Annotated in this window: 16 protein-coding genes; 10 read left to right on the forward strand and 6 right to left on the reverse strand. The window is 54.8% G+C overall.

All coding sequences use genetic code 11. The features are described from left to right. The 6 genes from VGH19_16125 to VGH19_16150 are packed head-to-tail and all read left to right on the forward strand — an operon-like array spanning position 1 to position 2,076. Positions 1-258 carry a hypothetical protein gene (locus tag VGH19_16125; GenBank protein HEY1172896.1) on the forward strand — a complete coding sequence of 86 codons (258 nt, stop codon included), beginning with the start codon at positions 1-3 and terminating at the stop codon, positions 256-258. Next, positions 255-689, forward strand: coding sequence for a hypothetical protein (locus tag VGH19_16130; GenBank protein HEY1172897.1), 435 nt, complete (start codon positions 255-257; stop codon positions 687-689). Before VGH19_16125 ends, VGH19_16130 begins: the two co-directional genes overlap by 4 nt. Next, positions 686-871, forward strand: coding sequence for a hypothetical protein (locus VGH19_16135; GenBank protein ID HEY1172898.1), 186 nt, complete (start codon positions 686-688; stop codon positions 869-871). Before VGH19_16130 ends, VGH19_16135 begins: the two co-directional genes overlap by 4 nt. Next, entirely contained in the window at positions 868-1,425 is a 558-nt protein-coding gene (locus VGH19_16140; GenBank protein ID HEY1172899.1) for a hypothetical protein, read from the forward strand. Before VGH19_16135 ends, VGH19_16140 begins: the two co-directional genes overlap by 4 nt. Then, positions 1,422-1,715, forward strand: a complete 294-nt coding sequence (locus VGH19_16145; protein HEY1172900.1) for a hypothetical protein — start codon at positions 1,422-1,424, stop codon at positions 1,713-1,715. The genes VGH19_16140 and VGH19_16145 overlap by 4 nt, the downstream gene beginning before the upstream one ends. 4 nt (positions 1,716-1,719) lie before the next feature. Further along, positions 1,720-2,076, forward strand: coding sequence for a hypothetical protein (locus VGH19_16150; protein ID HEY1172901.1), 357 nt, complete (start codon positions 1,720-1,722; stop codon positions 2,074-2,076). A 32-nt stretch (positions 2,077-2,108) separates the two neighbouring features. Here the strand turns inward: VGH19_16150 and VGH19_16155 are convergent, their stop codons facing one another. The 4 genes from VGH19_16155 to VGH19_16170 all read right to left on the reverse strand — a co-directional run bounded on the left by VGH19_16155 (position 2,109) and on the right by VGH19_16170 (position 6,964). Beyond that, a complete protein-coding gene (locus tag VGH19_16155) occupies positions 2,109-2,732 on the reverse strand; it encodes a helix-turn-helix transcriptional regulator (GenBank protein ID HEY1172902.1) in 624 nt (207 codons plus the stop codon). A gap of 120 nt (positions 2,733-2,852) precedes the next feature. Then, a complete protein-coding gene (lepB, locus tag VGH19_16160; GenBank protein HEY1172903.1) occupies positions 2,853-4,046 on the reverse strand; it encodes a signal peptidase I in 1,194 nt (397 codons plus the stop codon). Positions 4,047-4,064: 18 nt separating this feature from the next. Next, on the reverse strand, positions 4,065-5,855 hold the full coding sequence (lepA, locus tag VGH19_16165; GenBank protein ID HEY1172904.1) for a translation elongation factor 4: 1,791 nt from the start codon (positions 5,853-5,855) through the stop codon (positions 4,065-4,067). Between the two features lie 179 nt (positions 5,856-6,034). After that, a complete protein-coding gene (locus VGH19_16170; GenBank protein ID HEY1172905.1) occupies positions 6,035-6,964 on the reverse strand; it encodes an ankyrin repeat domain-containing protein in 930 nt (309 codons plus the stop codon). 209 nt (positions 6,965-7,173) lie between these two features. On the opposite strand from VGH19_16170, the gene VGH19_16175 reads away from it, so the two are divergent. The 4 genes from VGH19_16175 (at position 7,174) to VGH19_16190 (ending at position 11,623) form a co-directional block, all read left to right on the forward strand. After that, positions 7,174-7,863, forward strand: coding sequence for an FKBP-type peptidyl-prolyl cis-trans isomerase (locus tag VGH19_16175; GenBank protein ID HEY1172906.1), 690 nt, complete (start codon positions 7,174-7,176; stop codon positions 7,861-7,863). 164 nt (positions 7,864-8,027) lie between these two features. Further along, positions 8,028-8,714, forward strand: coding sequence for a peptidoglycan recognition family protein (locus VGH19_16180; GenBank protein HEY1172907.1), 687 nt, complete (start codon positions 8,028-8,030; stop codon positions 8,712-8,714). A 351-nt stretch (positions 8,715-9,065) separates the two neighbouring features. Beyond that, entirely contained in the window at positions 9,066-9,464 is a 399-nt protein-coding gene (locus VGH19_16185) for a GxxExxY protein (protein HEY1172908.1), read from the forward strand. Positions 9,465-9,532: 68 nt separating this feature from the next. Next, positions 9,533-11,623, forward strand: coding sequence for a threonine--tRNA ligase (locus tag VGH19_16190; protein ID HEY1172909.1), 2,091 nt, complete (start codon positions 9,533-9,535; stop codon positions 11,621-11,623). 54 nt (positions 11,624-11,677) lie between these two features. Here the strand turns inward: VGH19_16190 and VGH19_16195 are convergent, their stop codons facing one another. Together VGH19_16195 and rnk are read right to left on the reverse strand one after the other, a co-directional pair. Beyond that, complete coding sequence (locus tag VGH19_16195; protein ID HEY1172910.1) at positions 11,678-12,085, reverse strand: hypothetical protein; 408 nt, start codon at positions 12,083-12,085, stop codon at positions 11,678-11,680. Continuing rightward, positions 12,069-12,518 carry a nucleoside diphosphate kinase regulator gene (gene rnk, locus VGH19_16200; GenBank protein ID HEY1172911.1) on the reverse strand — a complete coding sequence of 150 codons (450 nt, stop codon included), beginning with the start codon at positions 12,516-12,518 and terminating at the stop codon, positions 12,069-12,071. The genes VGH19_16195 and rnk overlap by 17 nt, the downstream gene beginning before the upstream one ends. Positions 12,519-12,750: the final 232 nt, after the last annotated feature.

Consider the following 12,750-nt stretch of genomic DNA (forward strand, 5'->3'; position numbering starts at 1 on the left):
ATGATTCCTTTGATGGGAGCGATGGGCGGCGGCGGAACTTCGTTGCAAGGCGGACAGGCGAAGTCCGGCAATGAGAACGAGCAGACGACGAAGCAAGAAATTGCTGGCCGTATGGAGTCTGGCGCGGGCAACCGTGGGCCGGTCATCACGATTGGTGATGGCAACAAAGTGGATGCGTCGTCCAGCAATATTCCTGTGCTGGTGGGTGCGCTGGCAATCGGTGGCGTGGTGATCTTCTTCTTGCTGCGTAAATTATGAGCGAAACGACTGGTGCAATCGGTTCGGTGCTGCTGCCTACGGGCCGCGTGATTCCGTTGGATGCTGTCTCCTTCGATTCGGAGACGCACCGTTTTTGGTATGGCGTCGCGGAAGTGACTGATTTCCTCACGCGTGCGCAAAAGCAGGTTTTTCCCGGCTTCAACGTCCTCCAAGAGAATGACCGCTTGGCAGACCAAAAGCGCATTGATGCGGGCTTGCCGCCTGTGGTGGTGGGCTCTACTTCCGTTACGGAAATGTTCGTCAAGGGCGTGACTGATGACGTGGCGGGCGCGGCGACTGCGGCGCGAAATTTCGTCACGGGTGAAGATGACCCGGAAAGCATGAGTTCACTTAAAAAGTGGAGCATCGCGGCGGCGTTCCTTCTCGGCCTGTTCCTTGTGGTGCAACTGGTGAAATCGTTAAAAGCATGATTCTGGCTGACATAGTTTTGCCTGCTGAGGTGGTGGGCATATTGGCAACGGGCGTGGCCGCGTGGGCGGTTTACGTCACCAAACAAATCATCTCGATACGCATGGAGCTGCATGCGTTGAAACTGACCCTGACGCCGAAACAGCAAGCGGCGGCAAATGTTGTTCCGTTCCCGACTGTATGAAGAAGATTCTCTCGCTCGTATTGGTGGCCTTCGTGGCCGTGATGGTGTCCGGTTGTGCTGGTGGTCTGCCGTGGAAGCCGATGGCTTACACGACGAATTCCGTGCCGCAAGTTGTGATGGTGCCGGGATCAACGAACGTCGTGGACGTGCCTGAGCTGGTGGACGCGGCTGGCAATGTCACGCGAGCTGCGGGGCGTGTCGAAGTGGTTTCGCCGGCGAAGCTCGTAACCAACTGGGTGGAGCAAGTGACGGTGGACGTAAACCCGGTTTGGGATAAGGGCATTGCTGGTGCGCGTTCGCTCAATACGAAGCTGAATCCCACGCCTACGGCTCCGTTTGTGGAATGGGGGCTGGCGGCGTTGTCGGCGGGCCTCGGCTGGTGGGCGCGAGTGGCCACTAAGCGTGCGAATGGAAACCGGGACATGTTGAACACGGTGATTGCGGGCGTGGAAGAGGCGAACAATCCGCAGGTGAAAGAAGCCATCGCGACCATCTCCCGGCTGCGGAAGAATCGGGCTGCGCTGCAAACTGTGGTGGAAGAGCAAACGGCATGAAAAATTTAATCATCATCGGTCTGGCCATCGCGGCCTATCTCCTTTGGAAACGCACCGGGCGCGAACCGGGGCAGACTACGCCCGCGTATCGGGCAAAGAGTGACGTGAACGTTGATACGGGCCTTGTGGTGCCTCCCGTGGCCACTGGGGACCGTTTACCGGGATCTGTGGCGTTCGGCCTGTCGCCGGAACAAATGCCGCGTATCAACGATATGGACTTTGCGCGGGGCTGTTGGGACTCCTACGGGCTGATTAACCAGCCGATGGCGGTGAATCCGAACCTGAACTGATACCATGAAAAATGCACTGATTACTTTGGGCCTCGCCGTGGTGGGTTTCTTGGCACTTAAGAAATTCCTCGCGAACAAGGATAATGCGGACCCGGTGAAATCGAACCAGTTGCTCTACCGGGATTTGTCCGTGTTGGGCATGACGGCAAGCAACGTGGCGCGGGCCAATGACGTGCCGCTCGCACAACGCGGCGCGGGCGAGTGGGAAGGTGTGAATCCTGAATCGTGGTGGCCGACGTTCGCGGACAAGCCGCGTAAGGGCGCGGTGTTCCTGCCGAAAGGTCCGGGGGATTATCCGTATGACCAAATTCTCCCGGCTGTGCCGGTGGACCGGCTGAGTGATTACGGCATCACGGCATGAGCGGGGGCGCGAACAAAGGGCAGGGCAGGGGGCTAACTGGTTGGGTTGGTCCCCTGCTCATCTTGGGGTTTATCACCGGTTTTTGGCTTTTTGCGCTTGACCGGTTTTTCTGGCAAGGGCTTGCCGTCGGCTCCGTCGAAGTGGTGTTTTTTGTAGCTGCCTTGGGCCTCTATGCCCTTGGGCATTGTCTCAGGTGGTGTCCAATCCCATTTCTTCCGCTCGCCTATGATGTGAAGTCGTTGTTCCTCTTCGGCTGTGGGCACAACCGGGATGTATTTCCCGTCCTTGGTGCGTCGGACCCGCAAAAGCTGCTCTATGGTCACGCCAAGCGTCTCGGCAAGGGCGGGGATGATGTCCCTGCCTCCAAGGTTGCCTTTGCGTTCCCAAATTGAAAAAGCGGATGTTGAAATCTCTTCACCGAGGCGCGCTGATAGTTTTGCCTGCGCTTCTTCCTGCGACAGTCCGGCCTGTTTACGTAAATAATGGAGCCATGCGCCGAGGGGGTCTCGGCGCGGGTTTTTCGGTCTGCGACCCATCTTAAAAGAATAGTGGTATAAGCCGCCCATATATTCACTATTGTGACTAATGCCACAAAAGTGTTGCAACAATTTTGTGGCTTTAGTAGAAATTCTGGCGTGCAAAACGAAAGCAGCCAAAACAACAAAACTGGTCCGATTTGAGTCATTTTTAGCCTATTTGCAAATTAAATATAACAAACATTGTGCGAAATATTTAGCTGCGTGGCTTAGCATATGGATTTCACGTAAATGCTTGGTTTACTTGGTCTTCCAGCCGAACCGGCTGGTTAATGGCCAATAGACGAAATATGAGCGGCCGATGACGTTTTCTTGTGGTAAATCGCCCCAGTCTCGGGAATCCAGACTGTTCAGCGTGTTGTCACCCATGGCCATGTAATGTTTTGGGCGGATGGGAAATGTGACGGTTTCGTCCTGAAATATCGAAGCCAACGAGCGCGGGTATCCTTGCGGGGTCGGATACTTCTTGGCGGTCACGTAGTTCACGTGGCCTTGATATTGGTTGTTATCCAGTTCGACCTTGTAAGGGCTGAAACTGTAGACGTTCTCAAATCCCCGGTCTGAGGCGGTCAACTGCCTGCCGTCTACGACCAGATGCTGGTTCGCTCCGATTTGAATCTTTTCATTGGGCATCCCCGTCAGTCTCTTGATGTAAAACAGATCCTGCTGGAGGCCTTGGATGCCTTTGGTGGCGAACACGAAGATGTCGCCGCGTTGCGGTCGGCAGAAATTATAGGTCAGGCGGTCCACGAAAAGATGGTCGCCGCTTTTGATTTTAGCCAAAGCAATCGTGTCGCCTTTCTTATACTGGCGTCCGAATTCGAAGCGCAAACGGTTCGGAAGATCATCTGGAGGCATGAAAAAGGTCGCTGAACCCAAGCCATACTCCAAGCGTTTAACGAGCGGGAAAATCTTTTTCAGCGAGACATCACCGGTGAAGGCTCCGTCCACCTCAGCCTTGATCTCATAATAACTGGCCCCTTCAAAAACCTTTTCCTTCCAGCGCTGGAAAAAGCCGGGAACGACAGGGTTTGGATTCTCCGCAGTGACCAAGTTCTCGTGTGTGATGCCATACAAGGTCGGCTGCATGGAGCCGGTAGGAATCTTGAACGGCTGCAGGACGAATGTCCGGATGGCCACGGCTACGGCGATGGCGACGAGGAAGACCTCGACGTTTTCGCGCATGGAAGCGTCTGAATACGGCTTGAGGTTGCTATTGGCCACATCCTCGAGATCCTTCATTTTTTGAAGGAGCACTTCGGAGCTGGCGGCGGAATCCACCGCCAACTTCAACTCTGAATTGGCTTTCGTGATGTTGCCGATGGCCTCGGAAGAGAGCAGGTCGCACTGAGCCCGCAAGAGTTTGCGGACATGCTTGTGCATGTCCACAGCGTGGCGGACCGTTTTGGAAGTGAACCAGCGTAGCAGCAACATTCCCCTGCCCTTTTCTCTTTAAGACTTGAGCACTTCGATGAACGCCTCTTGCGGGATGTTCACGTTGCCGATGGACTTCATGCGCTTCTTACCTTCCTTCTGCTTCTCGAGCAGCTTGCGCTTACGGCTGATATCACCGCCGTAGCACTTCGCGGTCACGTCTTTGCGGAAGGCGCTGATGGCTTCGGAGGCAACGATCTTGCCGCCGATGGCCGCCTGAATCTTGATCTGGAACTGCTGGCGCGGGATGACTTCCTTCAATTTCTCCGCCAATGTGCGACCACGCCCTTCGGCTTTGGAACGATGCACGATGCATGAGAACGCATCCATTGGCTCGCTGTTCACGAGCATGTCCAGCTTCACCATGTCGCTCTCCATGTATTCATCCGGCTCGTAATCCATGGAGCCGAAACCGCGGGTGATGCTCTTGATGCGGTCGTGGAAGTCGATGAGGATCTCGTTCAACGGGATGAGGCTGGTCATCATCACGCGCTTGGAATCCAACGTTTCCGTGTGATCCACACCGCCGCGTTTTTCAGAGATGAGCGCCATCATGTCACCGATGTTTTCGTTCGGGCAGATGACGAACGCTTTCACCATCGGTTCTTCGATCTTCGCGATGTAGGTCACGTCCGGCATGAAGGATGGATTGTCGACTTCCTTCATCGTGCCGTCGGTCATGTAAACTTTGTAAACCACGCTGGGATACGTAGCGATGATGTCCATGTCGTATTCACGACGCAGACGTTCCTGCACGATTTCCAAATGGAGCAAGCCGAGGAAGCCGCAACGGAAACCGAAGCCGAGAGCCACAGAGGTTTCGGTGGCATACACGAACGCGGAGTCGTTCAGTTTCAATTTTGCCATCGAAGTTTTCAGCGCTTCGTAATCCGCCGTATTGATCGGATAGATGCCGCTGAACACCATCGGATGAATCTCTTTGAAACCGGGCAGTTCACCGGATGGATTGCGGGCGTCCGTGATGGTATCGCCCATCTTCACATCAGCCGCGCTCTTGATATTCGCGGTCATGTAACCGGTTTCGCCAGCTTCCAATTTCTCGCGGATGTAAGGCTTCGGATTGAAGCTGCCGACTTCCTTCACTTCGAAGTTTTGGCCGGAGTGCAGGAGCTTCACCATCATGCCGGGCTTCAACTCACCATTGAAGACGCGCACATGAGTCACAACGCCTTTGTAGGTATCGTAGTACGAATCGAACGCGAGCGCTTGCAGGCTTTTCTCGCCAGTCGGTTTCGGTGGCGGAACGCGTTCAACGATCGCTTCCAAAATATCGATGATACCGATGCCTTGCTTGGCACTGCATGGGATGGCCCATTCACTCGGCACGGCAAGCACGTCTTCCAACTGCTGCAATGCTTGTGGCACGTTCGCATGGCCGAGGTCGATCTTGTTGATGACGGGAATGATCGTGAGATTCTGTTTCGCAGCGAGGTGGTAATTGGCCACCGTCTGCGCTTCGACGCCTTGGGCGGCATCGATCACGAGCAAGGCACCTTCACACGCGCTCAAGCTGCGGGAGACTTCATAGGCGAAATCAACATGGCCTGGAGTGTCGATGAGGTTGAGCTCATACGTCTCACCATTCTTGGCCTTGTAAAGCATCGTGACCGGATGCGCCTTGATGGTGATACCGCGTTCCTTTTCCAAATCCATCGCGTCGAGCATCTGGTCCGACATGTCGCGTGTGGCGACGGTGCCAGTGCTATGCAGCAAGCGGTCCGACAAGGTAGTCTTGCCGTGGTCGATGTGAGCAATGATGCTAAAATTACGTATGTGCGCTGAATCCATGCTGTTACAACTATGCTTCGACAGTTCAAACGGCGAAGGGCAATATAGCATTCTCCGCCTGTAAAAGACAGTCGCGAGAAGATACTAGCAGGGAACGGCTTGGGAAGGGAAAACTTTTGCCTAGAGTTTCAAGTTTATGCCTGTTTCACGTACGCTTATGTTCACATCTGAGATGCAGGTCATTGTCCGGGGCTGGCTGGCGAGGAGGCTGTTTTAGTAGCGTTGGTGGGACGGCTGAGCCAGGACTCCAAAAATTGCTGGACATCGTCGTGCTTGCTCATGCGAAAAGGAGGCCGTACGCGGCGGACCAAGTCTATAGGGGTGGCTCCGCTTGAAGTTCTAAGGCTAAAATCAGCCCCCGATTTATCAAGTGCTTCCAAGGTTTCCTTGTGGCCGTTTTGGGCGGCGAAGTGGCCCGGGGTGAATTTGTCCTTATTGAGCGAATTGACGTCGAGCTTCAATTCAAGGAGTTGTCTTACAATATCCGGGCTGCCACCGCCTGCAGCGAGATGAAGGTAGTTGTTTCCGAAATTATCCACAAACTTGTAGTCCGCCCCGGCTTTTATCAATGCTGCCATCGCCTCGGCGCTCGAACCCATGATGCTCATATGTAACGGACGACGACGGAAAGCATCATGGGCATCATACTCGCCTTTGTGATCGAGCAGCAGCCGGACGATTTCGTCGTGCCGACGTTGAGCCGCCAGATGAATCGGTGTGACGCCCTGGCTGTCCCGGCCATTGACCTCCGCCCCAGCAGCCACCAGTGCCTTGGCGATCGCGAGATTGCCATTGATCATAGTCCGATGCAGCGGAGTCTGTCCGAACTTGTTACGGGCGTTTACATCAGCGCCCTTGGAGATCAAAAAAAAGACGACATTGGTGGCCCCTCTCAAAGCGGCAAGATGCAGCGGCTTGTTCAGTTGAGAATCCTTGTCCTTTATAAGCTTCGGATCCGCTTCCATCAGCTTGATGGCGTCATCAACGCGATCTTCGGCGATGGCGAGGTGGACTTCACTGGCGGACACCTGAACCCCAGAAGCAGCGAGCGCAAAAGCAACTAAAACTGCCCGAAAGCTGCCTTGCGCGATGGCGTTATAGGGCTTCATGGGTATGACTGAAACGGTACGCAAGGATGAGTGCAAGGGCAATCCTTGAATTGAACGGAATATCCCCTTTTGACAAGTGCGCGAGCAGAACTAGACTGCAATACCGGCAAACGCTTTCGAAACACGGGTAAACCGTTGACGGGCATTATGTGTCTGGTAGCGTTCGCGCACTCCCTGCGGCAATGTCGTCGTAGGTCTAGAAAGAATAAATGAAACACGTTACTGCGGCGATCCTCGCCGTCTCCCTCGCCGCCGCGGCGGTCAATGCAGCGGACCCTACCCTAAAAGACACTAAGGACAAGCTGGGCTACGGCATCGGTTTGGACATGGGCAAGACATTCAAGAAGCAAGGTCTCGAGGTCAACCCGGATGCTTTGATGAAGGGATTCAAGGACGGGCTTTCCGGAGCTGCACCCAAGATTTCCGAGGAAGAACTGAAAGCGGTGTTCATGCAAGTGCAGCAGGAGATGGCCAAGAAGCAGCAAGAAGAGGCGACGAAGGCATCAGCCAAGAACCAAACAGAAGGAAAGGCATTTCTGGAAGCAAACAAGAAGAAACCGGGCGTGGTGACGACTGGCAGCGGCCTCCAATACAAGGTGATCACAGCGGGTACCGGACCGAAGCCCAAGGCTGATAGTCTGGTGAAGACGCACTACAAGGGCACGTTGATTGACGGCACGGAATTCGACAGCTCCTATAAGCGCAATGAACCGGCAGAATTTGAAGTCGGCCAGGTGATCAAAGGCTGGACGGAAGCTTTGCAACTCATGCCGGTGGGCTCCAAGTGGCAACTCGTGATCCCTTCGGAACTCGCTTATGGCGAGCGTGGCGCAGGCGGCACAATCCCGCCGAATGCAACATTGGTCTTCGAAGTGGAACTCCTCTCCATCTCAAAGTAAGAGCAGCAGGATTTGTTCAATGACCGGCAGAATCACTCTGCCGGTCTTTTTCTTTTACCTTGCTCCTCGGCGATGGAATCAAGCGCTCACACACGATCGCGACTTTGTTCGCAATCCAGATTAAGGCTTGTTCGGGTGGCTGGCTCAGGTTGTAGTGGTCTGTGATGCTTAAGGCACGAGAAACCAGCGATAATCCCCTGCCCGTCCATTCGCATGAAGGCAAAGTTAGTCTTCAGCACAATCGCAGAAATTTTCTGCGCGCATTGATCTTTGGCGGATTCACAGTCGCAACCACTATTCCATTTTCGGCCGGGGCGAAAACAACCAAAAAACAACCGGTTTACCTCTACACGAAGAATGTCCGATCTGCCACCTCTGCCCTCAATATCTCATCCACCCGCTGGCGCTGGATCGTGGTTCATCATAGCGCAATCAAATACGGAAATGCGACCATCTACGACAGGGCCCATCGCGAACGCGGAATGGAAAACGGCCTCGCGTACCACTTCGTCATCGGCAATGGTGTGGATTCCGGCGATGGCGAGATCGAGATCGGGCCACGCTGGAGAAAACAACTGAACGGCGGCCATGTGCATCGCGAGGATATGAACGCGGTAGGCATCGGCATCTGCATGGTGGGAAACTTCGAAGCAACCAAGCCTACCACAAAGCAAGTCGCCGCGCTGAGTGAGTTGATCAACTACCTGAAAGGCGCAACCTGGGGCAGAAAGCTGAAATTCACCATCCACAAGGAAGTGGAGCCCGGAAGAACGGTTTGCCCGGGGAAGAATTTCCCGCTGGTAAAGATGCAGATGATGTATGGGAAGAACAAGGTGCCCAAGATAGCCTAGAGCCTGTCCTGAGCCATTCTGGAGCAAAGCACCAGAAACAGGTGATGGATAGCAGGCAATGTAAAGCGCCGGGAGGTTTGCGTCCCTCTCACGAACCAAATCTCATCAGCCATTTTATCCTCTGGTGTCTTTTATTTGAGTCAACGCGTGCTTTTCCCCTTTCCAACTTTGAACTTGGCCCCTCCGCCCCTTTCCCCTACTTTCCGCCCACCATGATCTGTGGCCTGACCACGACAACGACGATTTAGGCGTTTGGGACATCCCGAACGCCAACGCCTCAACCTGCCCGGTTCGAGGCGTTTTTATTTGGAGAATCGAAGTTAAACCACAGATAAACACAGATGGACATAGATGGACATAGATAGAAATCCTGACGGACGTCCAGAACCGCTCTACAAAGCGGAAACGCACGCCATTATCGGATTCTCCTTTGCCATCTTGAACGAGATCGGTCATGGCCTGAACGAGAAGCTGTATGAGAACGCCCTGACCGTGGAATTCCGCTTGAACAACATTCCCTACGATCAGCAGCGCAATTTCAAGGTAACCTACAAGAATCACGAAATCGGCAAATTCATCCCCGACCTGATCGCCTATGATAAAATCATCGTGGACACCAAAGTCATCGACCGCATTACCGACCATGAGCGCGGCCAGATGCTCAACTACCTGCGCATAACCAAACTCCGCGTCGGCCTCCTCCTAAATTTCAAGCACGCCCGCCTCGAATACGAACGACTACAGCTTTGAGGCTCACGGACCGGAAAATTATCTGTGTCCATCTGTGTCCATCTGTGGTTAAAAATCCCCCAGACTTTATGCAAGACGAACGTAAGACTCTCGACGAACGCAACAAGATGTCCGATCTGGAGCGCCTCCGGCACTCCTGCGCCCATGTGCTCGCCACCGCCATCCTGCGCCTCTGGCCGGATGCCCAGTTCGCCTACGGCCCGCCCGTCGAGAACGGCTTCTACTACGATGTCCTCCTCACCCACCGCATCACGCCGGAAGACTTTCCGGCCATCGAAGCGGAGATGAAAAAGGAGACGAAGGCGAACAACGTCTTCCAGAAGATCGTCGTCACCCGCGAGCAAGCCATCAAGGATGCCCAGAGCGGCCGCCTTGGTGCGCTCACCGAACGTGGCACCGTCAGCACCTTCAAGCTGGACCTGCTAAACAGCATCCCGGAAGGCGAAGCGATCTCCTATTACCAGAACGGCGACTTCATCGACCTCTGCGCCGGGCCGCACGTCATGCGCACGGGCAACATCGGCGCGTTCAAGCTCACGAACGTGGCCAGCGCCTACTACAAGGGCGATGAGAAGAACCCGCAGCTCCAGCGCATCTACGGCACCGCCTTCAAGAACAAGACGGAGATGGAAGCCTACTTCAACATGATTGAAGAGGCCAAGAAGCGCGACCATCGGAAGATCGGCCAGGAAATGGGCCTCTTCTCCATGGACCCGGACTTCACCGGCCCCGGCCTGCCCCTCTGGCTGCCCAAAGGCACCGCCATCGTGGAAGAACTGGAAAAGCTCGCGAAAGAAACCGAATTCGCCGCCGGCTACGTGCGCGTAAAAACGCCGCATCTGGCCCGCGAGAAGATGTACAAGACGTCCGGCCATTTGCCATATTATGCGGAGAGCATGTTTCCGCCGATGGTGATGGATGAGTTTTCCTCGAAGCGTAGAGAACTCGAGGCCAAAAAGAATGAAGCTGGTAAAGCTGTCTATGGTTGGGCTGGAAGCCAGATAACTGACGCAATGGCCAAGGAGGGAGAACCTAATGCGTTGATGGACCAGATTATTGCGGAACATCAGCACATGAACAAGCTGCCAGATAATGTTTCATCTTCATTAAACGATTTGCGTTCCTCCAATCGTGCATTGCGTGAGCTTCCTTTAGCTGAGACTTACTACCTCAAAGCGATGAACTGCCCGCATCACCATCGCGTGTTTGCGGCAGAACCCAAGAGCTATCGCGATCTCCCCCTGCGCCTCGCGGAATACGGCACCTGCTATCGCTTCGAGCAGTCCGGTGAATTGTTCGGCCTCATGCGCGTTCGTTCCATGAACATGAACGATGCGCACATCTATTGCACCGAGGAACAGTTCGCCGACGAGTTCCGGGCGGTGAATGACATGTATCTGAAATACTTCAAGATCTTCGGTCTGGAGAAATATCAGATGCGTTTCAGCACGCACGATCCCAAACGCCTCGGCGAGAAGTTCGTCAACGAACCCGAGCTGTGGAAGAAGACGGAAGACATGGTGCGCAAGGTGCTTATCGAGTCCGGCATCAACTTCGTGGAAGTGGCGAATGAAGCCGCCTTCTACGGCCCGAAGATCGACGTGCAAGTCTGGAGCGCCATCGGCCGCGAATTCACTATCGCCACGAACCAGGTGGATTTCGCCGTGCCCGCCAAGTTCGGCCTCACTTACAAAGACCGCGACAACACGAACAAGACCCCGCTGTGCATCCATCGCGCCCCGTTGGGCACGCATGAGCGTTTCATCGGCTTCCTCATCGAGCATTACGCCGGCAACTTCCCGCTCTGGCTCGCACCCGATCAAGTCCGCGTCATCACCATCGGTGATGACGACAAACTCGTCGGCCACGCCAAAGCCATCGTGAACGAACTCCGCGGCAAGATGGTCCGTGCCGAAGGCGATTACGGCGCCGAACCCATCAAGGCCAAGATCCAAAACGCCGAGCACGCCAAGGTCCACACCATGCTCGTCCTCGGCACCCGCGAACTGGAAAACGACAGCGTCGCCATCCGCCTCCACGGCAAAGGCAACGTCGGCACCAAGCCGACGAATGAGGCCATCGCGGATATCGTGGCCTCCATCACCGAGCGTCGCGCCAATCCGGTGCATACGGCTGCGCCTGCTCAGAAAGCTCAATAGTCGATTTATTTAACCAAAGGGCGTGAGTTGCCGAAAGACAACTCACGCCTTTTTTTACTCATAAACCGGCAGCAGATCCACCGCTTCCCGTATCCGGCGGATCTTCTCCACCGTGAGTTCGCACACTGCATCCAGTTGGATCAGGGATTTTTCCGGCGTTTCCACCAATCCTACGCACATGGTGACAAGCCAGTGATTCGCCAAGTATATCTTGGCTTCCTCTGGTTTCACTAGACTGAACAATCCGGCGTAGAACCACGGCTTCGGATCTTCCATCGGATCGCAGCGATGCACCATCAGATAGGCGTTTCGACAGGAGCGTGCCAGGCGCTCTGGGTCTTCCCTCTCCAGATGCTCCATATACGCCTGCGCATTCTTGCCCAGACCATGATGCACGATCCAGCGGCTGTTGCCCCGGCGCACCCACGCCACGTGATCTATCGGATTAAGCGTGTTCAACATGATCATCCTTTCGTGGTTGAGGAGTGTCTGGGCGCCATATTTGCGCTGTTTGTTGCCGTTTCACGCGGCATATCTTCAAGGACAGCATCCCTCCCGGCACCGGCCATCGGAATTCATCGCCTTCGCGATAACCCAGCATCGCCGTACCCAACGGGGCCAGCACTGAAACCAGACCGAGCGTGATGTCCGTCCGTTCGGGGAACACCAGCGTGTAAGTCATCAATTCCCCACTCTGGATATCCTCCAGTTCCACGGTGGAATCCATGGTTACAACATCTTCCGGCACCTCGTCATCGGGCACAATGCGTGCCCGTTCCAACTCAAGCTCCAGCCGATGCAAATTCTCAGCCGAGACTCCATTTCTTCCCTGTTTGCGGGCTTGGATCAGCAGCTTCAGCCGCCGTGCATCCCGCTCCGATACGATCAATTTCATGACACAATTTTTCCATAAAGAGATTGGGCACAGACCAGAGACAACCGGTCTATGCGAATATAGATAAGATAACCGTTGAAGAAGGGAGCTGAGAAAGGCTGCTAGAAGCCGGCCCTGTCAGCTCCCGCAAGCGCGGAAGGCCGAAAGGCGGTGCAATGAGACGCCACAATACACGCTGCCCGGATTAGTTCCGGTAGCTGGCAAGAAGACTTGCAGTGGCAATAAATTCATC

It is taken from the genome of Verrucomicrobiia bacterium, from assembly GCA_036405135.1.
Taxonomy (GTDB): Bacteria; Verrucomicrobiota; Verrucomicrobiia; order Limisphaerales; family JAEYXS01; genus JAEYXS01.